Genomic DNA, 23,309 nt, shown 5'->3' on the forward strand with positions numbered 1-23,309 from the left:
CCGTTTTGGGCTCCTGCGTTTTGGGCTTGATTAAGGCCTGCGCGTTTGGCTCCTACTGATCCGGACATCTGGCCCTAGCGTTCTGGTCCCATCCGGGCACACTGGAACCAGCAAGCCGGTCGCGCCGGGGCGCGGCCGTTCTCTCCCGGAGATCTCCATGAACGCGATATACCGCCTGATACGCCGCTGCACCCTGGCCGGCCTGGCCGCCGCGCTGACCGCCGCGCCAGCTTATGCGCAGACCAAGCTCGTGGTCGGCTACCAGCTCATCGTAGGGCCTTTCCTGTCCGCGATCGCGGATGGCAGTTTCGACAAGGCGGTCAAAGAGGCCGGCTACCAGGTGGACTGGCGCCAGTTCACGTCCGGCGGCGACATCTCAACCGCCCTCGCCTCCGGCAACGTGCCGGTCGGCGTGCTGGGCTCGACCGGCATCACGTCCGGCGTGACGCGCGGCGTGGACATGCAGCTTTTCTGGATCCTGGACAACATCGGCAAATCCGAGGCGCTGGTGGCGCGCAACGGGTCCGGCATCAACAGCACCGCCGACCTGAAGGGCAAGCGTGTCGCCACGCCCTTCGTGTCCACCTCGCACTTTCACCTGCTGGTCGGGCTGGAGCAGGTCTGGAAGGTGCCGCCCCGCGACGTGCGCATCCTGAACATGCAGCCGCCGCAGATCGTGGCCGCCTGGACGCGCGGCGACATCGACGCCGCCTACGTCTGGCCGCCCGCCCTGACCGAGATCGCCAAGACCGGCAAGATCATCGCCGACTCCGAGCAGATCGGCGCCGCCAGCGTGCCCACGTTCGACGGCATCGTGGTCGACAAAGCCTGGGCGCAGAAACACCCGAAGTTCATGGCCGCCTTTACCGGCGTGCTGGCCAAGTCCTATGCCGACTATCGCGCCAATGGCGCCAAGTGGACGGCGGATTCCCCGCAGGTCAAGGGCATCGTGAAGCTGATCGGCGGCAAGCCGGAAGACATCGTCGAGGCGCTGGGCCTGCTGGTCTTCCCGACCGTCGAGGAACAGGCCTCCACGACCTGGCTGGGCGGCGGCAAGGAATCGGGCGCCGCGCGCGCCTTCGCGGCCAGCGCCAAATTCCTGAAGGACCAGAAGCAGATCGACAAGGCGCTGGACGACTACAGCCCCTTCGTCACCGACCAGTACGCAAAAGCGGCCGCCGGCAAGTAGGGCCACGCGCTTGCGGCGGCGCCGCCTGTCCCGCCGCGGACGGCGTCCCACAGAACAGGGGGAACGGCATGACCATGCAGTCCACAACCGCCGCGCAGCGCCTGTGCGCGCAAGGCGTCGGTGTCACCTATCCCGGCCTGCACGACAGCGGCCCGGTCATCGCGCTGCAAGGCGTCAACCTGACCATCCAGCCGGGCGAGTTCGTCGTCGCGCTGGGCGCGTCGGGCTGCGGCAAGACCACCCTGCTCAGCCTGCTGGCCGGCTTTCTGTCCCCCACCGAAGGCGAGATCACGCTGGGCGGCAAGCCCATCGTCGGTCCGGGCGCGGACCGGGGCGTCGTGTTCCAGAAGCATGCGCTGCTGCCCTGGCTGAACGTGCTGGAGAACACGGAATTCGGGCTCAAGCTGCAAGGCGTGGACAAGGCGACGCGCCGCGCCCGCGCCCGCCGCAACCTGGAGCTGGTGGGCCTGCAGGACTTCCACCGCCACATGATCTACCAGTTGTCGGGCGGCATGCAGCAGCGCGTGGGGATCGCGCGCGCGCTGACCTGCGACCCGGCCATGCTGCTGATGGACGAGCCCATGGCCGCGCTGGACGCGCTGACCCGGGAGACCATCCAGGAACTGCTGCTGGACATCTGGCGGCAGACCGACAAGATGTTTTTCTTCATCACCCACAGCGTGGAAGAAGCCCTCTTCCTGGGTTCCCGGCTGATCGTCATGTCGCCGCGCCCGGGCCGGATCACGCACACGTTCGAGCCGGCCTTCAACCGGCGCTACCTGGAGACCCGCGATGGCCGTGGCATCAAATCCAGTCCCGACTTCATCGCCATGCGCGAACAAGTCCTCGGCATCATCTACGGGGACGAGCGCGCCGCCGCCCCGCACGCCCTCCATGCCTGAGCGCCGCCCCGGCCACACGCCCGCGGCGCCCGGCAAGGTCTACGGGGCGCCGGGCGCGGGCTATAGCGGCCACATCAGCCTGCTCACCAGCCTGGCGCTGATCGCGATCTGGTTCCTGGTCACCAGCGCCGGCTGGGTGCGGCCGCTGTTCCTACCCTCGCCCATCGCCGTGTACGACAAGTTCGTCTTCGCCATGACCGAGGGCGTGGCCAACTCCACGCTGACCGAGCACGCGCTCGCCAGCCTGGGCCGCGTGTTCGGCGCGTTCTTCCTGGCCTGCGCCACCGCCATCCCCGTCGGCATCCTGATGGGCGTGAACCGGTACGCACGCGGCGTCTTCGACCCGCCGATCGAGTTCTACCGCCCGCTGCCGCCGCTGGCCTATCTGCCGCTCATCATCATCTGGTTCGGCATCGGCGAGTTCCCGAAGATCCTGCTGATCTACCTGGCGATCTTCGCGCCCATGGCGATCGCCGCGCGCGCGGGCGTGCGCTCGGTGTCCATCGAACAGATCCACGCCGCCTACGCCATGGGCGGCACCAGCCGCCAGATCGTCTGGCACGTGATCCTGAAGGCGGCCATGCCGGAGATCTTCACGGGCATGCGCATCGGCATCGGGGTGGGCTGGACCACGCTGGTCGCCGCCGAGATGGTCGCGGCGGACCGGGGCCTGGGCTTCATGGTGCTGAACGCCGCCCAGTTCCTGGCCAGCGACACCGTCATCATGGGCATCATCGTGATCGGGCTCTTCGCGTTCGCCTTCGATCTGCTGGTGCGCTACCTGGAACGCTTCGCCATCCCCTGGAAGGGGCGCGTCTGACCGGGCAATCCCGCATTCCTTCCCCCATCCGGCTCCTTTATCCTGAGGCAGGAACACCGGGCGCGGCAGCGCGCGTCCATTCGTGCCGCAGTCACAAGGAGCCATCCATGTCCAGCCAGGCCTCGATGCTCAAGCCTGTGTTGTGGGAACGCCTGTTCGAAAAAGCCAGCGCGCCCAACCTCAGCCTGCAGGGGCGCGTGCGCCAGATGCTGGTGTCGGCCATCCTCAGCGGCCACCTGCCGCCCGGCATGCCGGTGCCTTCCAGCCGCTATCTGGCCGACCAGCTTCGCATCGCGCGCAACACCGTCGTGTTCGCCTACCAGCAGCTCGTGTGCGAAGGCTATCTGGTGTCGCGCGAGCGCAGCGGCCACTTCGTCAGCGACAGCGTCATGCAGGGCCACTCCGGCCCGGCCGCCGAAGCCGCGCCCGCGCACGCCAGCGAGGCCGGCGGCGTGCGCTGGAACGAGCGCCTGCGTTTCCGGCCCTCGCGCCAGCGCAACATCACCAAGCCGCGCGACTGGCAGAAGCAGCCCTACCCCTTCGTCTACGGCCAGTTCGACCAGGACCTCTTTCCCACCGCCGAATGGCGCGAATGCTGCATCAAGGCCCTGTCGGTGCTGGACATCCGGAGCTGGGCGCCCGACCTCATCACGCATGACGACCCCGCGCTGATCGAACAGATCCGCACGCAGGTGCTGCCGCGCCGCGGCGTCTGGGCCGATGCCGAAGAAATCGTCATCACCGTGGGCGCGCAGCATGCGCTCTATCTGCTGGCCGACCTGCTGGTGAACGAGGACACGGTGGTCGGCATGGAAGATCCGGGCTACCCGGACGCGCGCAACATCTTTGCCAGCCACACGCGCCACCTGCTGCCCCTGCCCGTGGACGAACAGGGCCTGCGCACCGGTACGCACCTGCTGGGCTGCGACTACCTCTTCGTGACGCCGGGGCACCAGTGCCCCACCACCGTCACGCTGTCCATGGAACGCCGCGCCGCCCTGCTGGCGCTGGCGCGGCAGGCCGACAGCCTGGTCATCGAGGATGATTTCGAAAGCGAAAGCCGCTGGGGCGAAGGCGCGATTCCCGCGCTGAAAAGCCTGGACCGCGACGGCCGCGTCATCTACGTGGGCAGCCTGGCCAAATCCTTCGCGCCCGGGCTGCGCATCGGCTACATCGTCGCGCCGCGCGAGCTGACCGCCGAACTGCGCGCGCTGCGCCGCCTGATGCTGCGCCATCCCTCGGCCTACATCCAGCGCGCGTTCTCGCTCTTTATCTCGCTGGGACACCACCATTCGCTGCTGCGCCGCCAGTCGCAGGCCTACCAGAAGCGCGGCACCGTGCTGGCCCAGGCCCTGGCCCGGCACCTGCCGGATTTCAAGGCCATCCCCATCACCGGGTCCTCCTCGTGCTGGCTGCAGGGCCCGCCATGGCTCGATGCCGTCGCCTTGTCCGAGGCGGCGCTGGCCGAAGGCGTCGTCGTCGAGCCGGGCGACGTGTTTTTCATGGACGGCGCGAATGCGCCCCGCAATTTCCTGCGCGTGGGCTTCACGTCCATCCGTCCGGAACACATCGAGCCCGGCATTGCCCGGCTGGCCAGGGTGGTGGACGGCCAGCGCCGCGCCGCGCAAGACCTGGCCGCCTGTCCGACCGGCTGAAACCCTCTGACACCGGCCCCGCTACAGCAACTCGTCCCGCAAGTAGTACCACCGATACAGCAGCCCCTGGCCTATCCGGCGGAACGGCGCAAACAGGTGCCCTGGCAGCGGCGTGTCGTAGATCGGCAGGTTCCATGAAATGCCGTCCTGGCCCATCATCCGCTGCGCCAGCCGCCGGCCCGCGTGGGCCGAGAACGCCACCCCATTGCCGCCATAGCCAAAGGCGTAATACACCTGCTGCGCCGGATCGGGCTGCGTCACGCGCGGCATCATGTCGTGGCTGACGTCCACCCAGCCCCACCACGAATAGGCCACGTCCACGCCGCGCAGCGCCGGGAACTTGCGCGCCAGCCCCTCGCGCAGCAGCGCAAGGTGACGGGGGTTCTCGGCATCCGCCCCGCGCAGCGCGCTGCGGCTGCCGATCTGCATGCGGCCGTCGGGCAGCAGTCGGTAATAGAAGCGCAAGGTCCGGGTGTCGGTGATGAACACCGTGCTCTTTAACCCCGCCGCCTCGCGCTCGGCGGGCGACAGCACCCGCGTCACCATGGAATTGGACAGGACCGGCATGATCCGGTTGTCCAGCAGCGGGTTCACTCCCTGCGCGGTGTAGCCGCCGGTGGCGAACGCCACGCGCCGCGCGCGCACCGTGCCGGCGGGGGTCTGCAGCCGCACCATGCCGTTTTCCATGCGCCAGCCCAGCACCGGGCTGGACGGATGGATGCGCACGCCCAGCGCCCGCGCCTGGCGCAGATAACCGTAGGCGAGCTTGAGCGGATGCACGCCCACGCCGTCCGGCTCGTGCATCGCGCCCACCGCCTCGCGATCGTCCACATAGCGTTCGCGCAGTTCGGCGCGGGTCAGCATCTTCACGTCGTAGCCGAAGGTCTCGCGCATCACGCGGGCTTCGTTTTCCAGGAAGGCCATTTTCTTCTGGCGATGCGCCGTGTACAGATGGCCGCCGGGCTGCGCATCGCAGTCCACCTGCGCCACCAGGCTCTTCCAGTATTCGAAGCCCTCGCGGATCTCCGCATCCAGCCGCTTGGCGGTGTCCAGGCCCCAGCGCGCGATCCACTGCGAGCGGTACAGCCGCCCGGACGCATTCTGACCCTGGCCGCCGTTGCGGCTGGTGCAGCCCCACACGGCGCGGTTCGCCTCCAGCACCACGGCCTTCACGCCGAAGTCGCGCGCCAGCGTCAGCGCCGCCGACAGGCCCGTAAAGCCCGAGCCGACGATCACCACGTCGGCGTCGATGTCTCCGTTGATGGGCCCGTCGTCCTCGGGCGGCGCGCCGGCCGTCGCCACCCAATAGGTGGGCGCGTAGTCCTGGCCCTGGCCGGGCGGCGACACCAGCGGGTCGTAGGCCGGGTCATAGGCCGGCGCGTAGGCCGGGTTGCATGCGTTGTGGGCGGCGCCGGGCGCGGGCGCCGGGCGGGGAATGCCGGCCGACATTTGCGTATCCATGGCGTCGTCTAGGTCCGGGCAGGCAAGGCCGGACGCTGCTTGCGGAAGGCGTTCTTCACGCGGATCCTGCCGTCCTTGAAGGTGAAGACATCGACCATGTCAGCCTCGATCCGCGATCCGTCCGCCGCCGTGCCGCGGAACGTGGATTCGGACACGCCGCGGTCGCCGGCCACCCAGTGCCGGCCGTTCTCCCATTGCGCATCCGGGAAATTCTTCCAGGCCGCGGCAAACGCCGCGCGCACCGCTTCCGGTCCCGAATAGCGGCTGCCGTACTGTTCGGGTCCGCCCACGGTCTCGAACACGCAGTCGTCGCTCATGAACGACATCAGGGCGTCGATGTCGTGCCGGTTCCAGGCGGCCGCAAACTCGGCCAGCATGTCCACGGTGACGGTCTTTTGCATTGCCTACCCTCCTTCTCTGGCGCGGCGCGAGATGCGTCCACGCTGAACCCTCAAGGTACGTGCGGGGCATGCCGGGGACTAGGACCAGACGCGGGGAATCGCTTGCACCAGAAACCGGCGCTAGCGCGCGTGCGCGGCCTCCGGCATCGCAGCCGGAGCGAGCGACGCGGCGATGCAATCCAGATCGATTCCCCCGCGCATGCCGATCAGCACCAGCGACGGTGCCTGCACGCCAGCCGGCCTGCGCGCCTGCGTGTCAAAGCGCACGCGCCGTCCGGCCAGTTGCACCAGCACCCAGCCGTGGCGGTCGGTGCGGACCCAACCCTTGGCGCGCAGCACGTCGCGCGGCAGTCGCCGCAGGCGCGCGGCCAGCGCGTCGGCATCCAGCAGCGCGGGCGCGCGCCATAACCAGCCCTGGAACGGATGCGCCGGCGCGGTCGGATCGAGCCGCGGCGCCGCATGCGCGCACCGCCCATCGCAGACGTGGTCCGCGCCGCCGTGTCCCGCATCCGGAGCCTCGGCCTCGCCGCTCAGATACCGCAGGTCAATCCGCCCCTCGCGGGTCTCGACGACGGGCGCGCCACCGCTCGCCTCGCGCAGCCAGGCGCGCAACGCCGCCAGGTCGGCGGGCGAGGCCAGGTCGGTCTTGTTCAGCACCAGCAGGTCCGCTGCCCGCAGTTGCCGCTGCACGGTATCGGCCAGCAGGGGATCGTCCGCCGCGTCGCGGATGCCGCCGGCGTCCGCCAGCACCACCACGCCTTCCAGTTGCAGCATCGGGTCGGCCATGCCGACCTGCGCGATGCGCCCCGGGTCGGACACGCCGCTCGCCTCGATGACGATCCACTCCGGCAAGGGGTCCAGCGCCAGCACGCGCGCCAGCGCATCGTCCAGCCCGCCCGCCATCGAGCAGCACACGCAGCCGTTGGCCAGCCGGATCACGTCGTCGGCGCGATCTGCGATGAGACCCGCGTCGATGTCCACCGGCCCGAAATCGTTGACCAGCACCGCCGCGCGCCGCGCACTGGCCGCCAGCACATGGTTCAGCAAGGTGGTCTTGCCCGCGCCCAGGAAGCCGCCCACCACGGTCAGCGGAATGCGCGCCATCTCACGCTTCCCGCAGTGGCAGCGGATGCCCGCCGATGACCGTGCCCAGCACCTCCAGGTCCTTCAGGTCCCTGGGCGCCACGGCCGTGGGATCGTCCCGCAGCACGCAGAAGTCCGCATGCTTGCCGACTTCGATGGATCCGACCAGATGGTCCATGTGCAGCGTATAGGCGGCGCCCAGCGTGATGGCGTGCAGCGCCGCGTCGACGCCAATGCGCTCGGATTCGCCCAGCACGCGGCCCGAGGCCGTCTGCCGGTTTACGGCGCACCAGGCGGTGAAGAGCGGTCCCAGCGGCGTGATGGGCGCGTCCGAATGGATGGCGTACGGGACGCCGGCGCGCGCGGCCGATGCGCAGGCGTCCATGCGGTTGGCGCGGTCCGGCCCCATGGTCAGCGCATAGTGCGCGTCGCCCCAGTAATAGATGTGGTTGGCAAAGAGGTTGACGCACATGCCCAGGCTGGCCATGCGGCGGAACTGGGCGGCGTCGGCCATCTGGCAGTGCTGCAGCGTGTGGCGGTGGTCGCGGCGCGGGGTGCGTTGCAGCGCGCGGTCCACGGCCTCGATGGCAAGCTGCGTGGCCTCGTCGCCATTGGTGTGGATGTGGAGCTGCGCGCCCGCGTCGTGATAGGCCTGCACCATCGCATCCAGCTCCGAGGGCGCGATGACCCAGATGCCGTTGGGCGCGCCGTTGTAGTAACCGGGCCAGCGCACCCGGGCCGTGAACCCCTGGATCGATCCGTCGACCACCAGCTTGACCATGCCCAGGCGCAGCTTGCCGTGGTTCAGGCGCCGCGCCGCCGCCAGCTTCTCCAGGCAGCGCGCGGGGTCGCCCGCATAGGTCAGCGCGGACGCCGCGGGCACGATGCGCACCGGATAGTCCGGCTCGGCCGTGACTCGCGCCAGCGTCGCCAGCCCGTCGTCGTTCAGTTCATTCACCAGGTCGGTGGCGGTGGTCACGCCCGCCCACTGCGCCACCTTGCCGAACATCCGCAGGCCCTCTTCGGTCAGGCCCACCGTGCGAAACGGGCTGCCGATCAGCCGCATGACCGGGAACATGGCCGCGAACTCGCAAAGCTCGCCGCTGGGGCGCCCGTCCGACAGCCGCGCCACGCCTTCGATGTCGGTGTCGCGGTCGATGCCCGCGCGCGCCAGCATGGGCGTGTTGACGTTCATCAGGTGCATGCTGGCGTGCATCACCACCACGGGCCGTTCGGCCGAAACGGCATCCAGGTGGCGGATGCTCATGCGGTCGCCGCCGAAGAAGATGGGATCGAAGCCCCAGCCAATCAGCGTCTCGCCCGGCGCCAGCGACCGCTCGGCCTCGCGCAGGCGGCCCGCCACCTCCGTGAAGCTTTTCAGGCCCGGCCACAGCGTGCCGTCCGGCCCGCGCCGGTCGTAATAGCCGACGTAGACGAACTTCCACATGCCGCCTTCGGGCAGGTGGCAGTGCCCCTCCACCAGTCCCGGCATCAGCACGCTGTCCGCAAACTGGTCGTCGATCCGCGCCGGCCCCCAGCCGGCCAGGTCCTCGCGGCTGCCCAAGCCCAGGATGCGCCCGTCCCGCACGGCGACGTGGGTCGCGCGCGGCTGCGCGGGGTTCATGGTGAGGATGGATCGTGCGACGTAGAGGGTGGTCTGGCCGGAGGGCGGATTCATCGGGTTTCCTTGGCGGTATGGGGACCTGGGGGTCGGGAGGCGGGGCGATCTGCGGGCCAGACGGTTCGCATGGCCGGTTCAGCCCTGCAGCGGCGATACCGTCACGCCGTCCCGCGTCTCGACGAAATGGCAGGCCACGTGATGCGCCGGCGCGACTTCCCGCAACTCGGGTTCGCGCGTGGCGCACAGCGGCTGCGCGGCCGGGCAGCGGCCGGCGAAGCGGCAGCCCGGCGGCGGGTTGACCGGGCTGGGCGGATCGCCCGACAGCCTGACCCGGCGCGCGGCCGTTTCGCGGCCGCCCTTGACGGTGGGCACGGCGGACATCAGCGCCACGCTGTACGGATGCAGCGGCCGCGAGAAAAACGCGCGGCGCGAGGCCCGTTCGATGATCTTGCCCAGGTACATGACCGCGATGTCGTCGCACACATGCTCCACCACCGCCATGTCGTGCGAGATGAAGAGAAACGACTGGCCCTGCTCGCGCTGGATCCGGCGCAACAGGTTCAGGATCTGCGCGCGGATGGCGATATCCAGCGCGGACACGGGTTCATCGCAGACGATCAGGTCCGGCGCGCTGGCCAGCGCCCGGGCAATGTTCAAGCGCTGGCGCTGGCCGCCGGAGAACTGGTGCGGAAACAACTGGCGCTGCTCGGGCCGCAGCCCCACCAGCTCGAACATCAGCGCCACGCGCGCCTCGCGCCCGCCGGGCGGATCGATGCCCATCAGGTCCAGCGGCGTGCGCACGATCTCCTCCGCGCGCTGGCGCGGGTTGAGCGACGAGTACGGGTCCTGGAAGACAAGCTGCAGGCGCCGCCGCATCCGGCGCAGCGCCGACCCGCGCATCGCGGTCAGGTCGCTCCCGTCGAAATGGATGCTGCCGCCCGTGGGGTCCGCCAGCCGCAGCACCGACAGCGCCGTGGTGGTCTTGCCCGAACCGGACTCCCCCACGATGGCCAGCGTGCGGCCGCGTTCAAGCTCGAACGACACGCCGTCCACGGCCCGCACGACCACCGGCTTGCCGTCGCGCCCGCGGCCGCCCACCGGGAAATGCACCGACAGGTCGCGCACCGACAACAGGGATGATGATTGCGCCTGGCTCATTGCGATGCCTCCGGGTAAAGCCAGCAGGACACGCCCTGGCCGCCGTCCAGCACGGTCATGGGCGGAAACTCGCGGCTGCAGCGCGCCATGGCGTGGTTGCACCGGTCGACGAAGGGACAGCCCAGGCCGCGCTCCCAGACCGACGGCACGACGCCGGGAATCTCGGGCAGGTCGGGCCGCTCGTCGCCGGGCTCGCGGTCCAGTTCCGGCAGGCAGGCGATCAGGCCCTGCGTGTACGGATGGCGCGGATGCGCCAGGATCTGGCCGACGCTGCCCTGCTCCACCACGCGCCCGCCGTACATGACCACCACGCGATCCGCCATCTCGGACACGGCGCCCATGTCGTGCGTGATCAGCAGCACGGCCGTGCCGCGCCGCGCCTGCTGTTCACGCAGCAGGTCGAAGATCTGCGCCTGCACCGTCACGTCCAGCGCCGTCGTCGGCTCGTCGGCGATGAGCACGTCCGGGTCGCAGGCCAGCGCAATCGCGATCATCACCCGTTGCCGCATGCCGCCCGACAGCTGGTGCGGGTAATCGTCCACGCGCCGCTCCGGCAGCGGAATGCCGACCGACTTGAGCATGTCGATGGCGCGTGCGCGCGCCTGCGGCCGGGTCAGCCCCTGGTGCAGGCGCAGCGGTTCCGCGATCTGGTCGCCCACCGTGTACACCGGATTGAGCGCGGTCATGGGCTCCTGGAAGATCATGGAGATGTTGTTGCCGCGAACCCGGCGCATCGCCTCGTCATCGTGCATGGCCAGATCCGCGCCGCGCAGCCGCACCCGGCCCGCGCCGATCCGCGCCAGCGGCGGAATCAGCCGCATGATGGCCAGCGCCGTCATGCTCTTGCCGCAACCGGACTCGCCGACCAGGCACAGCGTTTCGCCCGGCCGCAGCGCAAAGCTCACGTCGCTCAGCACCTCGGCCGCGCGGCCGCGCGTGTGAAACGCCAGGCTGAGGCCGTCCACTTCCAGTACGGGGGCCATGTCGGCGGCGTTCATGCCCGCCCCCGGGAGTTCGGATTGAGGGCGTCGTTCAGCCCGTCGCCGATCAGGCTGACGGCCAGCACGGTCAGGAAAATGGCCGCGCCGGGCAAGGTCACCGCCCACCATGCGGTCAGGATGTAGGGGCGGTTGCTGCCGATCATCAGCCCCCAGCTCATCACGTTGGGATCGCCCAGCCCCAGGAACGACAGGCCCGCCTCGAACAGGATCGCGGTGCCGATGGCCAGCGTGGCCGACACGATCAGCGGCGCCAGCGCGTTGGGCAGGATCACGCGCCAGATGATGCGCGCGTCCCCGGCGCCGATCACCCTCTCCGCCAGAACGTACTCGCGCCGCTTGAGCCGCAGGAACTCGCCGCGGGCAAGGCGCGCGGTGCCCGTCCAGCTGACCACGCCGATGGCGACCGCGATGGTAGCCAGCGACGGTGTGAACAGCGTCACCAGCACCATGGCAAAGAGCAAAGTGGGCAGCACCTGGAAGAATTCCGTGATGCGCATCAGCGTTTCGTCGATCCAGCCGCCGTAGTAGCCCGCCAGCGCGCCGATGGTAATGCCGATGGCCATGGACAGCACCGCGGCCACCACGCCCACCAGCAGCGTCGCGCGCCCGCCGTAGATCATGCCGGTCAGCACGTCGCGCCCCAGGTAGTCCGACCCCAACAGCATCTCGCCGCCGGGCGGCTCCATGGGCGCGGCGGCAATCTCGAACGGATCGGCCTGCATCGCCATCGGGCCGAAGATCGTCAGCGCCAGGATCGCCGCCAGGAGAAGCACCCCGGCCAGCGCGCTGGGGTTGCGCGCAAAGACGCGCAGCGCCTCGTAGGACGGCCGGGGCGGCGGCTTGGGCCGGGCGTCGTTGCGGGCAGCGGCGGGCATGGCAATGGGTGCGGGTCTCATGATGTCTTGATCCGGGGATCGATCAGGCGGTAGGCCAGATCGGTGAGCTGGTTCATCACCACGACCAGCAACGAGGCAAAGAGCAGGATGCCGAGCAGGGTCGGATAGTCGCGGCGCAGCACCGAGTCGAACGCCAGGCGTCCCAGCCCCGGCCAGTTGAAGACCGTCTCCACCAGGATCGCTCCGGCCAGCACGTTGCCGAACTGCAGGCCCAGCATGGTCACCACCGGCAGCACGCCGTTGCGCAGCGCGTGCTTGTAGAGGACGGTGCTTTCGGGCAGGCCCTTGGCGTGCGCGGTGCGGATGTAGTCGGCCGACAGCGCCTCCATGACGCTGGCGCGCGCCAGCCGGCTGTACTGCGCCAGGTAGACGAAGGCCAGGGTGAAGGCCGGCAGCACCAGGTGGTGCAGCACGTCCAGGACGCCCGCCCACCCGTCCTGCGGACCGCCCGCCGATCGCATGTCGGACACCGGAAAGATCGGCAGCATCGAGGCGAACAGGATGATGAGGATGATGCCCGTCCAGAACACCGGCGCGGAATAGCCCACCACCGACAGCAGCGTGATGCCCTGCGACAGCACGCCGTTGGGCTTGCGGGCGGCCAGCGTGCCCAGCAGCGTGCCGACCAGGAAGGCGGCGGTCACCGACGTCACCACCAGCAGCAGCGTGGCGGGCACGCGGTCCCAGATCAGCTGGGCGACGGACACATTGAAGAAGTAGGAATAGCCCAGGTCGCCCCGCAGCACCTGCGACAGGTAGATGCCGAGCTGCGTGAGGAAAGGCTTGTCCAACCCGTACTGCACGCGCAACTGGGCGCGCAGGTCTTCGCTGATGCCGCCCATGGACCCCGCGATGGTCTCCACGGGGTCGCCCGGCGAAATGTGGATGAGCAGGAAATTCAGCGTCACCACGGCCAGCAGCAGGATCGCGGCGTAGGCCAGGCGGCGCGCGAGATATCGCAGCATGACGGCTCCCGCTACTGCACGGTGGTCTCATCCAGCGGCGACAGCATGCCCCATATGCCGGTGGGCAGGCCGTGCACCTTCTTGGACGACAGCGTGTGGTACGGAATGACGGTCAGGAAGTCGATGGGCACATCCTCGGTGACCAGGCGCTGGAACTCGGCATACAGCGCGCGGCGCTTTTCCAGGTCGGTCTCGGTGCCCGCCTGTTCCAGCAGGGCGTCGACCTTCGGGTTCTTGTACGACTGCGTGTTGGTCCAGATGATGTCGCGGATGTTGGACGACATGTAGGTGCGGTGCACGCCGATGACCGGATCGCCCCAGTTGAAGACGATGTCGGTGGTCATGTCGAAATCCTTGCCGGCGATGCGCTTGGCCCAGGTCGGGAAGTCCGGCGACGCGCGCACCTGCACGTTGATGCCCACCTTCTTCAACTGGCTGCGCAGGTACTCCGCGACGTTCTTGCCCTGCACGTCGCTGCCCGGCATGTAGTCCACCGTCAGCGTCATGCGCTCGCCCTTGTCGTCCTTCTTGAAGCCGGCCTCGTCCAGCAATTGGCCGGCGCGTTTCAGGTCCAGCGGATACTTCTTGACGTCGTCGCTGGCAAACGGGCTGGTGCCCACGATGGGGCCATGGGCCGGCGCGGCAAACCCCGCGTTCAACGCCTTGGTGATGAAGCCCTTGTCCGTGGCATAGGCAATGGCCTGCCGAACCCGCACGTCGTCCAGCGGCTTGCGCGCCGTGTTGAATGCCAGCCAGCTCAGCGCGCCGATGCCCTCATAGCCTTTGCTGGTCATGACGATGGACGGGTTGTCCTTGGCGCGCCGCAGGATGGTTGGCTCGGTCATGAAGGGCAGCGCGCCGATGTCGCCCCGCTCCAGGCCGATCAGCAGATTGGTCGCATCGGGATTGATCTTGACCACCACGCGGTCCAGCAGCGGCTTGCCCTTCAGGAAGAACTTGTCGAAGCGTTCCAGCACGATCTCCTGGCCCGGCTTGAATTCCTTGAAGATGAACGGCCCCGAGCCCACCACGTCCGCGGAGTTCCTCGGGTGCGTCTTCAGGTCCTGGCCGTCGCCGTAGATGTGCTTGGGCAGCACCGGCATCAGCGCGGGCGACAGCGCCAGCAGGATCGCCGGATGGGGCTTGCTCATGCGCAGCACGGCGGTGCGCGCGTCCGGCGTGTCCACGCGCTCGACGGGCGCGAACATCGTCTGGAAGGGATGGTTCTGCTTGACCGCCATGATGGAGAACGCGACGTCCTCGGACGTTACGGGCTTGCCGTCGTGGAACACCGCGTCGCCGCGCAGGTGCAGGGTCAGCGACTTGCCGTCCGGCGCCAGCTCCCAGGACTCGGCCAGATAGGGCTGCGGCTTCCAGTCCGCGTCGTAGCGCAGCGGGCTGGCAAAGAGCTGCGAACTGGGCAGCGCCGTGGCGGTGCCCGACTGCACCGCGCCGTTCAGGTGCCGCGGCACCTGGGTGGAACCGATGACCAGCGTGCCGCCCGGCTTGGGCGCGTCCGCCGCGGCGGCGCCTCCCGCCATCGCGAACACCGACAGAATCGTGGCCAGGCCGAGTCTTGCGCTGCGCATGTGCTACCCCTTTGATGTATAGGCGTGGACCATTCATGGATGGCTTGCGGACTAGCGTAGTCATCCCCTGGATGCGCGCTTAGTACCAAACCGCCGGACTTGGTGGTGCCAGGACCGTTCGCGGTCAACCGGCAAGCGCGCGGGCGTACAGCGCGGCAACGGCGCAGCTGTTGACGCGCGCCTCCATGGAATCGGAGCGGCTGGTCAGCAGCACCGGCACGCGCGTGCCCAGCACCAGGCCCGCCGCGCCCGCGCCCGCCAGCCACGTGAGCTCCTTGTAGAGCATGTTGCCGGCCTCGATGTCGGGCGCCAGCAGGATGTCGGCGTCGCCCGCCACGCGCGACACGATGCCCTTCTGGGCCGCCGCCTCGCGCGAGATGGCGTTGTCGAAGGCCAGCGGCCCGTCGATGTCGCCGCCGCGGATCTGCAACCGGTCCGCCATCTTGGACAAGGCCGCCGCGTCCAGCGTGGCCGGCATGGCGGGGTTCACGGATTCGGTGGCGCACAGCACGGCCACCTTGGGCCGCTCCACGCCCAGCGCGCGGGCCAGGTCGATGGCGTTCTGCGCGATGTCCGCCTTTTCCTGCAGCGAGGGCGCGATGTTGACGGCGGCGTCTGTCAGGATCAGCAGCTTGGGATAGGCGGCCACGGCCATCACGAAGGCATGGCTGATGCGCCGGCCCGTGCGCAGGCCCGATTCGCGCGTCACGACCGCCGCCATGAAATGGTCGGTGTGCAGGCTGCCCTTCATCAGCATGCTGACGGCGCCGTCGCGCGCCAGCGCGGCGGCGGCGCGGGCGGTCTGTAGCTCATCGTCCGGGGCGTCGACGATCTCCATCGATCCGGGGCGCATGCCTTCCTGCGCCATCAACGCCGCCACGCGGTCCGCCGGCCCAACCAGCACGGGCTCGATATAGCCTGCCTCGCCGGCCTGCGCGGCGGCGCGCAGGCTCACGGGGCACAGCGGGTACGCCACCGCGGTGCGCAAGCGCCCCGCCGCCAGCGCGGCGACGCGCAGCGGCTCGAACAAACGGTCGAATGCCATGTCTTGGCTCCTGCCGCGGGCGCGCACGTGGCGGCCCGGTGGATGACCGGCGCGGCCGGGCGCCCGATGCTACGCCCCGGGCCGCGCCGCGCGCCGGTCAGCGTCCGGCCGGCTCGATCGAGAGCGGCACCTCGCCGGCCTGGAACGGCTGGTTCACGTACTTGCGGTACTTGTCCAGGAACCGCACCGGCTGCTTCAGGGCGTCGCGGCGGAACGGGTCGCCCAGCTCCTGGCTGACCATCATTTCCAGCACGGTGGTCTTGCCTTCCAGCTGCGCCTGGCAGGCGGCCTGCAGCGCGGCGCCGACCTGATCGGCGTGTTCCACGCGGATGCCCTCGGCGCCCATGGCGCGCGCCAGCTCCGAGAAGTTCGGATTGCGCAGATTGCTGCCCACGAAACGCCGGCCGTAGAAGTCGACCTGGTTCTTTTTCTCGGCGCCCCATTGGCCGTTGTGGAACACCACCGCGGTCACCGGAATCTGTTCGCGCACGCAGGTCAGCAGCTCCTGAAAGCTCATGCACCATGCGCCATCGCCCACATAGGCCACCGCCGGCCGGTCGGGCCTGCCCAGCTTGGCGCCGATCAGCGCGGGCAGCGCATAGCCGCAATTGCCGAAGCTCATGGCGGCCAGCATGGAATTCGGCTCGTCAAAGCGCAGATAGCTATTGGACACCGAGCAGATGTTGCCGATGTCGGTGGACACCATCACGTGCTTGGGCATCGCGCGTTCCAGCTCGCGCAGCATGCGGCGCGGATGCATGCGGCCGCCGCCCTGCTCGATGATGTCCAGGCTCCAGTCGTCGCGCTCGTGCGACCAGCCGTCCAGCTCCTGTTCCCACTCGGACTTCTGCGCGGCGATTTCGCGGGCGCGCTGGTCCTTGGTGCGGACGCAGGCCACGTCCCGCGCCTGCAGCCTGGCCGTCAGGGCGGCGGCGGCGGGTTTGGCGTCGCCGCAGATGCCCACCGACACCGGGCGCACCAGGCCCAGCATCCGGTGGTCCGCGTCGACCTGGATGATGCGGGCGTTCTGCGGCCAATATTCCAGGCCATGCTGCGGCAAGGTGCCAAAAGGCCCCAGCCGCGTGCCCAGCGCCAGCACCACGTCCGCCTGCGACAGCAGCTTCATGCCGGCTTTGGCGCCCTGGTATCCCAACGGGCCGCACCACAGCGGATGGCTGGCCGGGAACGCGTCGTTGTGCAGGTAGCTGGTCACTACAGGCGCGCCCAGCAATTCGGCCAGCGCCACGCATTCGGCCTGCCCGTCAGAAAACAGCACGCCGCCGCCCGCCACGATGACCGGGAATTTCGCCTCGGCCAGCATGCGCGCCGCCGCTTCCAGGTCCTCTTCCGACCCTGGGCCGCGGCGCACGCGGCGCGGTTCGGGGATGGCCACGTCGATCTCGCCGTAGAAATAATCGCGCGGGATATTGAGCTGCGCGGGACCGCGTTCGGCCATCGCGTTGTCGAACGCCTTGGCCGTGAATTCCGCGATGCGGTCCGGACGGTTCACGTGCGCCTGATACTTGGTGATGCGCGAAAAGATGGGCAGTTGCTCGGTCTCCTGGAAGCCGCCCAGGCCCATGCCCGAAGTGCCCGTCTCGGGCGTGATCGCCACCACCGGGCTGTGCGCCCAGTACGCGGCGGCCACGCCGGTCACAAAATTGGTGATGCCGGGGCCGTTTTGCGCGATGCACACGCCGTGCCTGCCGGTCACGCGCGAATAGCCGTCGGCCATGTGCGCCGCGCCCTGCTCGTGCACCGTCGGCACGAAGCGGATGCCGGCCGCGGGAAACAGGTCCAGCGCGTCCATGAAGGCCGAACCGACGATGCCGAAAACATCCTTGACGCCCTGCGCGACCAGCGTCTCGACAAACGCTTCGCTGGGGGTCATGTGTTGCTTGCTGCTCATGGTCTCTCTCCTGGCGGGCCGGCGCTCGTCCGATTGCTCATTGGCCGGTGTGATCCGATACTGCGCCAGAAATCCGCGGGTTCCCACCCCTCGCCGTTTCATTTTCTGCATTTTCTGTGCGAGGATGGGCAGCCATTCGCCGAATCTTCAAATATTGAAAGATGAAAGACGAGTCCTCCGCCGCGCTGCGCGCGCTGACCCTGCTGGAACAGGTGGCCCGCTCCGCCCAGCCCGTCTCGCTGGCCGAGCTGACCGACGCCACCGGCCTGCCCAAACCCTCGGTGCTGCGCATCCTGTCGCGCCTGGTCGACGCCGGCATGCTGCTGCGCGAACCCGTGGGCAAAAGCTATGTCAGCGGCCCGCGCCTGGGCGCCCTGGCCCGCGACACGCTGCTGAACTCGCCGCTGCGGGGCGAGCGCCACCGCATCCTGGACAGCCTGGTCGACGAAATCGGCGAAACCTGCAACTGCACCATGCTCGACGGCGACGAGGTCATCTACCTGGACCGCGTGGAAACCGCCTGGCCCCTGCGCGTCAACCTGCAATCGGGTTCGCGCGTGCCCCTGCACTGTTCGGCCAGCGGCAAGCTGTTCCTGGCCTACATGCGCCGCGAAACGCGCCAGCGGCTGCTCGCGGCGGCCGCGCTGCCGCGCTACACGCCCAATACCCTGTGCGATGTGGCGGCGCTGGAAGAGGAACTGCGCGTCATCAGGAAAGAAGGCGCCAGCTTCGACCGGGAAGAATTTTTATTGGGGATCGTCTGCATGGCGGTGCCCATCCTGCACGGGACGCGGGCCATCGCGGCGGTGGCGCTGCATGCGCCGGTCGCCAGGCTGACCATCGACGGCGCGCGGGCATGGCTGCCGCGGATGCAGGAGGCGGCGCGGGCCTTGGCGGGGACGTATCAGGCCAAGGACTAGGCGGCCGTCCCCGATACGCCGCCCGTTGGCCAGGAGGCAGCGGTCAACGGCCGGGATTCACGCGCCGAGCAAAATTCCAAGCCGGCTGTTCCACGTATCGCCATAACCCTTGCCCACCACGGGAATACGGATCAGGGGTCTCTTGAGATCGTTGGTGGAAAAATCGAAGTGGACATTCTCGAACGACAGCGAGTTGTTGCCGGACTTCTCCGTCCACTTCAGTTGCCAACGCCGGATATACGAAAACTCGAACACTTCGCCTGGATCTTTCGCCCCCGAAACCATGCAGATCTTCTGAGTTTGCGGATCGAACGCGATGACAAACTTCTTGTTCTTGTCGCTCAGGATCAGTTCGCTATCGACGCTGGTTTCGGGAAAAGAGGTGCCCAGCCGTTGGTTGTGTTCGCGGAACTTCGCAAGCAGGGCTTTGTGCCGCTTTTGCTGCCGGTGAATGGCCCAGGCGATCAAGGCGACGATCGTCAGGATGATGGAGATGACATTGAACATAGCGATGCCTATTGGGTGGCTTATGAAAGCTGCATCGGCATTAACGACTGGCGGGAGCAGAACTTTAATCAGCCGCCCTTAATCAGCCGGTTTAAGCCCCCCTCGCCGCCGAATCAGGTCCTGGCACCCCGCAGGGCTTAAACTATCTCCCTATTCAGCCTTCCCCCGATCCCCCCGGGATCCGCCCCCCCGTGACCGACACCGCCTTCTCCACCCTCCCCCTCCTGCCCGCCCTGCTCGACAATCTGCAGAGCCTGGGTTTCGAGCAGATGACGCCCATCCAGGCGCAAGCCCTGCCCCTGATCCTGGAGCGCCGCGACCTGATCGCCCAGGCCAAGACCGGCAGCGGCAAGACCGCGGCGTTCGGGCTGGGCGTGCTCCAGAACCTGGACGTGAACCGCCTGGCGCCGCAAGGGTTGGTCGTCTGCCCCACGCGCGAACTGGCCGACCAGGTGGCGCAGGAGCTGCGTCGGCTGGCGCGCCTGATTCCCAACGTGAAGATCCTGACGCTGTGCGGCGGCGCCGCGGCGCGGCCGCAGGCCGAATCGCTGGCGCGCGGCGCGCACCTGGTGGTGGGCACGCCCGGCCGCATCCAGGACCACCTGGCACGCGGCAGCCTGGATCTGGCGGGCCTGAACACGCTGGTGCTGGACGAAGCCGACCGCATGGTGGACATGGGCTTTTACGACGACATCGTCGCCATCGCCTCGCACTGCCCCACCAAGCGCCAGACGCTGCTGTTTTCGGCCACCTACCCCGACAACATCCGCAAGCTCAGCGCGCGCTTTCTGCGCAACCCGGCCGAGGTCAAGGTAGAGGCGCAGCACGACGCCAGCCGCATCGAGCAGATCTTCTACGAGATCCGCGAAGACGAGCGGCTGGACGCCGTGGTGCGGCTGCTGGCGCATTTCCGGCCGGCGTCCACGCTGGCCTTCTGCAACACCAAGATCCGCAGCCATGACCTGGTCGAACGCCTGCAGGCCGAAGGCATCAGCGCGCAGGCGCTCAATGGCGATCTGGAACAGCGCGAGCGCGACGAGATCCTGATCCAGTTCGCCAACCAGAGCTGCGCCGTGCTGGTCGCCACCGACGTGGCCGCCCGCGGCCTGGACATCCAGAACCTGGGCGCCGTCATCAATGTGGACGTGACCAAGGACACCGAAGTCCACGTCCACCGCATCGGCCGCAGCGGCCGTGGCGACCAGAAGGGCCTGGCGCTCAGCCTGTGCTCGCCCGAAGAAATGCGCTGGGCCAACCTGATCGAGCAATACCAGGGGTCCCCGCTGGTGTGGGGCGACCTCAAATCGCTGCGTCCCAAGGCCGACCGGCCCCTGCGCGCGCCCATGATCACGCTGAGCATCCAGGGCGGCAAGAAGGACAAGCTGCGTCCGGGCGACCTGCTGGGCGCGCTGACCGGCGACGGCGGCCTGACCTTTGAACAGGTCGGGAAAATCAACATCACCGAATTCACGTCCTACGTGGCGCTGGACCGCCAGATCGCCAAGCAGGCGTTTGCGCGGGTCTCGAACAGCAACATCAAGGGCCGCCGGTTCCGCATGCGGTTCCTGGAAGAATTCTGATGCCGTGGGTGCGGCCCGCCATGGCCGCGCCCGCGCGCAACGCTTGATGGTTTCACTCGGGCTTTGCCATAATGGCGCGCCTGCACGCCGGTAAGCTGCCATTCAGCTTGCCGGCGGGCGCGGAACCAAAGGCAAGCGGCGCGCTCCAAGCAGCGCGCTGTCCCCCTTAACCATCACAAGAGAAACTCACCATGATCAAGTCCGACGACACCGGCAAGCTGATCCTGCGCCTGACCCTCGGTATCCTGATTCTGCTCCACGGACTGGCCAAACTGACCGGCGGCGGCGTCGGCGGCATCAGCGGCATGCTGTCCTCCCACGGCGTGCCGGGGTTCCTGGCCTACGGCGTCTACGTGGGCGAGATCATCGCTCCCGTCCTGCTGATCATCGGCGTCTACACCCGCCTGGGCGGCCTGATCATCGCCATCAACATGCTCGTCGCGATCCTGCTCGCCCACAGCGGCCAGATCGGCAGCATGACCAACAACGGCGGCTGGGCCCTGGAACTGCAAGGCATGTTTCTCTTCACCGGCCTGGCGATCGCCTTCATGGGCGCCGGCCGCTTCAGCCTGGCCGGCAACGGCGGCCGCTGGAACTGAGGCCTGGCCCCGTCCCGCCTGCGGCGCAACGCCGCGGGCGCAAAGTCGCCTCCACGCAGGGACCGCATACAGCGGTCCCTTTTTTTTACAGCATTGATACGAACGACATCGACCGTCACGCCGACGCAAACATCGGTCACGCGAAAGCTGTTTCGGAACGATTACAGTCCCGAACTCGCGGTCGCGGCTGTGGCCTAATCCCCATGAGCGCAATGTAGGCGTGCCTCGCGCCTGGCGCCTGGCGGGAGCCGCGAAATGAAGAAGACTGTGTTGTTGTTGATGGCGATGGCAAGTGCCCTGAGCGGTTGCGTGGTCGTGCCGGCGCGGCCCGCCTACTACCGGCCAGCCCCGGTCTATTACACGCCGCACTATTACTACTATCCGGCCCCCCACTATTACTACCGCGGCTATTGATCCGCGGACCTGCTGCGTCAAGGACATCCCCATGAGCCCTTCCCTCCAGATTGCCCGATGGCGGCCGCTGGCCACCGCAGCCCTCCTGGCGGCCAGCGCGGCGGCTAGTGCGCAAACCGTCTACTCCACGCAGCAGGTGGCGGCCCCTTCCGCCTATGAGCCTGTCTACGACGACGCCGACCCGGCCAATGCGAATCTGGCGCTGGTCGACCGCAGTCCGGAACCGCCGCCGCCCCTGCCGGTCTACGTGCAGCCGCCGGCCCCGGCCAATGGCTACCTGTGGGTGCCGGGCTACTGGAGCCGCAACCGCGTCGGCTATTTCTGGGTGCCCGGCGCCTGGGTCCCGGCGCCGTATCCCGGCGCGCTCTGGACGCCCGGATACTGGGCATTTTCCAATGGCCTCTATCTCTGGAACCCGGGCTACTGGGGCCCGCACGTCGGCTTCTACGGCGGCATCAACTACGGCTTCGGCTACACGGGACTGGGTTATGTGGGTGGCTACTGGAAGCGCGACCGCTTCTACTACAACCGCTCCATCACCAATGTGAACGTCACCCGCGTAACCAACGTCTACAACCGGAACATCGTCATCAACGACGTGGACAACCGGCGCGTCAGCTATCACGGCGGGCCTCACGGCATCCGCCGCCAGGCCGACCCGCGCGAGCTGGCCGCGCGCCACGACCGCCATTCCCCGCCGACCGACGTGCAGCGCCGGTATGTGCGCGACGCGGGGCGCGACCGCGGACAGTTCTACGAGCACAACAAGGGCCGCCCGCCACAGGCGTATCTGGATCATGCCGACGACGGCAAGCGAGGCCGGCCGGACGGCGGCCGCGATGGGCGGGATAACGGGCGGGAAAACGGACGGGATAACGGGCCCGGCAACGGACGGGACAACCGGCCGGGCGGCAACATGTCCGCGCAGGCGGGCCCCGGCTCGCAGCCAGACCCGCGCCCCCGCGATCCCTCGGCGCGCCAGGACCGGCCGCAGCAGGACCGCCAGCAGCACGACCGCCAGCAGCAAGTGCGCGACCAGCAAGCGCGCGACCAGCTGAAAGCCGACCAGCAGCGCCAGCAGCAGGCCCGGGAGCAACAGGCGCGCGGCCAGCAGGCGCGAGAGCGCCAGCAGAACGACGCCCAGGCCCAGCAGCAGATGCGCCAGCAACAGGTGCGCGACCAGCAGGCGCGGCAGCAACTGCAACGCGACCAGCAGACCCAGCAAGAACTGCGCGACCGGCGCCAGCAGGAACAACAGGCGCGCCAGCAGCGGGACCGTGACGAGCGGCGGCAACAGATGGACCGCGATCGCCAGGCGCATGAGCAGCAGGCCCGCCAGCGGCAGCAGCGGCAGCAGCAGCAGCAGCAGCAGCAGCAGCAGCAGCAGCAGCAGCAGCGCGACCGGCAGGCGCAGCAGGCCCGTCAGCAACAACAGCAGCAACGCGACCAACAGGCGCAGCAGGCCCGCCAGCAACAACAGCAACAGCGCGACCAACCCAAGGGCAACGGCCGCGGCGGGCCCGACCGCGACTGAACTGGACCATCGACCGCCCCGCCGCTACAGTAGGCAACTTGCCGCGCCCCGTGCGCAGCG

The 23,309-nt window shown here is 68.6% G+C and carries 21 protein-coding genes; 9 read left to right on the top strand and 12 right to left on the bottom strand.

Features of this window, described 5'->3' with window-relative positions; translation table 11 throughout:
- Nucleotides 1-157: 157 nt before the first annotated feature.
- The 4 genes from tauA to pdxR all read left to right on the top strand — a co-directional run bounded on the left by tauA (nucleotide 158) and on the right by pdxR (nucleotide 4,566).
- On the top strand, nucleotides 158-1,189 hold the full coding sequence (tauA, locus tag ACZ50Q_RS16885) for a taurine ABC transporter substrate-binding protein (RefSeq protein ID WP_464079046.1): 1,032 nt from the start codon (nucleotides 158-160) through the stop codon (nucleotides 1,187-1,189).
- A 68-nt stretch (nucleotides 1,190-1,257) separates the two neighbouring features.
- The gene (locus ACZ50Q_RS16890; protein WP_092582355.1) at nucleotides 1,258-2,091 is read left to right on the top strand and encodes a taurine ABC transporter ATP-binding protein; all 834 of its coding nucleotides are present in this window, start codon (nucleotides 1,258-1,260) and stop codon (nucleotides 2,089-2,091) included.
- Nucleotides 2,084-2,911, top strand: coding sequence for an ABC transporter permease subunit (locus ACZ50Q_RS16895; RefSeq protein ID WP_464079047.1), 828 nt, complete (start codon nucleotides 2,084-2,086; stop codon nucleotides 2,909-2,911). Before ACZ50Q_RS16890 ends, ACZ50Q_RS16895 begins: the two co-directional genes overlap by 8 nt.
- Nucleotides 2,912-3,018: 107 nt before the next feature.
- Entirely contained in the window at nucleotides 3,019-4,566 is a 1,548-nt protein-coding gene (pdxR, locus tag ACZ50Q_RS16900) for a MocR-like pyridoxine biosynthesis transcription factor PdxR (protein WP_464079048.1), read from the top strand.
- Between the two features lie 21 nt (nucleotides 4,567-4,587).
- On the opposite strand, the gene ACZ50Q_RS16905 is transcribed toward pdxR, so the two are convergent.
- The 11 genes from ACZ50Q_RS16905 to xsc form a co-directional block, all read right to left on the bottom strand.
- Nucleotides 4,588-6,027: an NAD(P)/FAD-dependent oxidoreductase gene (locus tag ACZ50Q_RS16905; RefSeq protein ID WP_464079049.1), complete on the bottom strand. Its 1,440-nt coding sequence runs from the start codon at nucleotides 6,025-6,027 to the stop codon at nucleotides 4,588-4,590.
- An 8-nt stretch (nucleotides 6,028-6,035) separates the two neighbouring features.
- Nucleotides 6,036-6,428, bottom strand: a complete 393-nt coding sequence (locus ACZ50Q_RS16910; protein ID WP_464079050.1) for a nuclear transport factor 2 family protein — start codon at nucleotides 6,426-6,428, stop codon at nucleotides 6,036-6,038.
- A gap of 120 nt (nucleotides 6,429-6,548) precedes the next feature.
- Nucleotides 6,549-7,532: a CobW family GTP-binding protein gene (locus tag ACZ50Q_RS16915; RefSeq protein WP_464079051.1), complete on the bottom strand. Its 984-nt coding sequence runs from the start codon at nucleotides 7,530-7,532 to the stop codon at nucleotides 6,549-6,551.
- Between the two features lies 1 nt (nucleotide 7,533).
- Nucleotides 7,534-9,189, bottom strand: coding sequence for an amidohydrolase (locus ACZ50Q_RS16920; protein ID WP_464079052.1), 1,656 nt, complete (start codon nucleotides 9,187-9,189; stop codon nucleotides 7,534-7,536).
- Between the two features lie 78 nt (nucleotides 9,190-9,267).
- Nucleotides 9,268-10,290, bottom strand: a complete 1,023-nt coding sequence (locus ACZ50Q_RS16925; protein WP_464079053.1) for an ABC transporter ATP-binding protein — start codon at nucleotides 10,288-10,290, stop codon at nucleotides 9,268-9,270.
- Complete coding sequence (locus ACZ50Q_RS16930; RefSeq protein WP_464079054.1) at nucleotides 10,287-11,288, bottom strand: ABC transporter ATP-binding protein; 1,002 nt, start codon at nucleotides 11,286-11,288, stop codon at nucleotides 10,287-10,289. Before ACZ50Q_RS16930 ends, ACZ50Q_RS16925 begins: the two co-directional genes overlap by 4 nt.
- Nucleotides 11,285-12,187 carry an ABC transporter permease gene (locus tag ACZ50Q_RS16935; RefSeq protein ID WP_371467615.1) on the bottom strand — a complete coding sequence of 301 codons (903 nt, stop codon included), beginning with the start codon at nucleotides 12,185-12,187 and terminating at the stop codon, nucleotides 11,285-11,287. The genes ACZ50Q_RS16930 and ACZ50Q_RS16935 overlap by 4 nt, the downstream gene beginning before the upstream one ends.
- Entirely contained in the window at nucleotides 12,184-13,152 is a 969-nt protein-coding gene (locus ACZ50Q_RS16940; RefSeq protein WP_464079055.1) for an ABC transporter permease, read from the bottom strand. The genes ACZ50Q_RS16935 and ACZ50Q_RS16940 overlap by 4 nt, the downstream gene beginning before the upstream one ends.
- A gap of 11 nt (nucleotides 13,153-13,163) precedes the next feature.
- Nucleotides 13,164-14,741, bottom strand: coding sequence for an ABC transporter substrate-binding protein (locus tag ACZ50Q_RS16945; protein ID WP_092582345.1), 1,578 nt, complete (start codon nucleotides 14,739-14,741; stop codon nucleotides 13,164-13,166).
- Nucleotides 14,742-14,865: 124 nt separating this feature from the next.
- A complete protein-coding gene (locus ACZ50Q_RS16950) occupies nucleotides 14,866-15,786 on the bottom strand; it encodes a bifunctional enoyl-CoA hydratase/phosphate acetyltransferase (protein ID WP_464079056.1) in 921 nt (306 codons plus the stop codon).
- Nucleotides 15,787-15,883: 97 nt separating this feature from the next.
- Nucleotides 15,884-17,695: a sulfoacetaldehyde acetyltransferase gene (xsc, locus tag ACZ50Q_RS16955; RefSeq protein ID WP_464079057.1), complete on the bottom strand. Its 1,812-nt coding sequence runs from the start codon at nucleotides 17,693-17,695 to the stop codon at nucleotides 15,884-15,886.
- Nucleotides 17,696-17,856: 161 nt separating this feature from the next.
- Here xsc and ACZ50Q_RS16960 point away from each other — a divergent pair, with 161 nt between their 5' ends.
- On the top strand, nucleotides 17,857-18,615 hold the full coding sequence (locus ACZ50Q_RS16960) for an IclR family transcriptional regulator (protein ID WP_464079058.1): 759 nt from the start codon (nucleotides 17,857-17,859) through the stop codon (nucleotides 18,613-18,615).
- Nucleotides 18,616-18,672: 57 nt separating this feature from the next.
- Here the strand turns inward: ACZ50Q_RS16960 and ACZ50Q_RS16965 are convergent, their stop codons facing one another.
- Complete coding sequence (locus ACZ50Q_RS16965; protein ID WP_464079059.1) at nucleotides 18,673-19,122, bottom strand: hypothetical protein; 450 nt, start codon at nucleotides 19,120-19,122, stop codon at nucleotides 18,673-18,675.
- A gap of 191 nt (nucleotides 19,123-19,313) precedes the next feature.
- On the opposite strand from ACZ50Q_RS16965, the gene dbpA reads away from it, so the two are divergent.
- From dbpA to ACZ50Q_RS16985, 4 genes are all read left to right on the top strand, one after another.
- Nucleotides 19,314-20,702: an ATP-dependent RNA helicase DbpA gene (dbpA, locus tag ACZ50Q_RS16970; RefSeq protein ID WP_076521248.1), complete on the top strand. Its 1,389-nt coding sequence runs from the start codon at nucleotides 19,314-19,316 to the stop codon at nucleotides 20,700-20,702.
- A gap of 191 nt (nucleotides 20,703-20,893) precedes the next feature.
- Complete coding sequence (locus tag ACZ50Q_RS16975) at nucleotides 20,894-21,301, top strand: DoxX family protein (protein ID WP_076521249.1); 408 nt, start codon at nucleotides 20,894-20,896, stop codon at nucleotides 21,299-21,301.
- A 255-nt stretch (nucleotides 21,302-21,556) separates the two neighbouring features.
- Nucleotides 21,557-21,715 carry a hypothetical protein gene (locus ACZ50Q_RS16980; RefSeq protein WP_175493263.1) on the top strand — a complete coding sequence of 53 codons (159 nt, stop codon included), beginning with the start codon at nucleotides 21,557-21,559 and terminating at the stop codon, nucleotides 21,713-21,715.
- 31 nt (nucleotides 21,716-21,746) lie between these two features.
- The gene (locus ACZ50Q_RS16985; RefSeq protein ID WP_464079060.1) at nucleotides 21,747-23,249 is read left to right on the top strand and encodes an adenylate cyclase; all 1,503 of its coding nucleotides are present in this window, start codon (nucleotides 21,747-21,749) and stop codon (nucleotides 23,247-23,249) included.
- Nucleotides 23,250-23,309 lie beyond the last annotated feature (60 nt).

This window comes from Achromobacter sp. T5-5 (assembly GCF_055397965.1).

What these genes read in the sequence shown, in the direction of transcription:
- tauA (WP_464079046.1), top strand. Translation starts at nt 158, where the DNA reads ATGAACGCGATATACCGCCTGATACGCCGCTGCACCCTGGCCGGCCTG.
- ACZ50Q_RS16890 (WP_092582355.1), top strand. Translation starts at nt 1,258, where the DNA reads ATGACCATGCAGTCCACAACCGCCGCGCAGCGCCTGTGCGCGCAAGGC.
- ACZ50Q_RS16895 (WP_464079047.1), top strand. Translation starts at nt 2,084, where the DNA reads ATGCCTGAGCGCCGCCCCGGCCACACGCCCGCGGCGCCCGGCAAGGTC.
- pdxR (WP_464079048.1), top strand. Translation starts at nt 3,019, where the DNA reads ATGTCCAGCCAGGCCTCGATGCTCAAGCCTGTGTTGTGGGAACGCCTG.
- ACZ50Q_RS16905 (WP_464079049.1), bottom strand. Translation starts at nt 6,027, where the DNA reads ATGGATACGCAAATGTCGGCCGGCATTCCCCGCCCGGCGCCCGCGCCC.
- ACZ50Q_RS16910 (WP_464079050.1), bottom strand. Translation starts at nt 6,428, where the DNA reads ATGCAAAAGACCGTCACCGTGGACATGCTGGCCGAGTTTGCGGCCGCC.
- ACZ50Q_RS16915 (WP_464079051.1), bottom strand. Translation starts at nt 7,532, where the DNA reads ATGGCGCGCATTCCGCTGACCGTGGTGGGCGGCTTCCTGGGCGCGGGC.
- ACZ50Q_RS16920 (WP_464079052.1), bottom strand. Translation starts at nt 9,189, where the DNA reads ATGAATCCGCCCTCCGGCCAGACCACCCTCTACGTCGCACGATCCATC.
- ACZ50Q_RS16925 (WP_464079053.1), bottom strand. Translation starts at nt 10,290, where the DNA reads ATGAGCCAGGCGCAATCATCATCCCTGTTGTCGGTGCGCGACCTGTCG.
- ACZ50Q_RS16930 (WP_464079054.1), bottom strand. Translation starts at nt 11,288, where the DNA reads ATGAACGCCGCCGACATGGCCCCCGTACTGGAAGTGGACGGCCTCAGC.
- ACZ50Q_RS16935 (WP_371467615.1), bottom strand. Translation starts at nt 12,187, where the DNA reads ATGAGACCCGCACCCATTGCCATGCCCGCCGCTGCCCGCAACGACGCC.
- ACZ50Q_RS16940 (WP_464079055.1), bottom strand. Translation starts at nt 13,152, where the DNA reads ATGCTGCGATATCTCGCGCGCCGCCTGGCCTACGCCGCGATCCTGCTG.
- ACZ50Q_RS16945 (WP_092582345.1), bottom strand. Translation starts at nt 14,741, where the DNA reads ATGCGCAGCGCAAGACTCGGCCTGGCCACGATTCTGTCGGTGTTCGCG.
- ACZ50Q_RS16950 (WP_464079056.1), bottom strand. Translation starts at nt 15,786, where the DNA reads ATGGCATTCGACCGTTTGTTCGAGCCGCTGCGCGTCGCCGCGCTGGCG.
- xsc (WP_464079057.1), bottom strand. Translation starts at nt 17,695, where the DNA reads ATGAGCAGCAAGCAACACATGACCCCCAGCGAAGCGTTTGTCGAGACG.
- ACZ50Q_RS16960 (WP_464079058.1), top strand. Translation starts at nt 17,857, where the DNA reads ATGAAAGACGAGTCCTCCGCCGCGCTGCGCGCGCTGACCCTGCTGGAA.
- ACZ50Q_RS16965 (WP_464079059.1), bottom strand. Translation starts at nt 19,122, where the DNA reads ATGTTCAATGTCATCTCCATCATCCTGACGATCGTCGCCTTGATCGCC.
- ACZ50Q_RS16975 (WP_076521249.1), top strand. Translation starts at nt 20,894, where the DNA reads ATGATCAAGTCCGACGACACCGGCAAGCTGATCCTGCGCCTGACCCTC.
- ACZ50Q_RS16980 (WP_175493263.1), top strand. Translation starts at nt 21,557, where the DNA reads ATGAAGAAGACTGTGTTGTTGTTGATGGCGATGGCAAGTGCCCTGAGC.
- ACZ50Q_RS16985 (WP_464079060.1), top strand. Translation starts at nt 21,747, where the DNA reads ATGAGCCCTTCCCTCCAGATTGCCCGATGGCGGCCGCTGGCCACCGCA.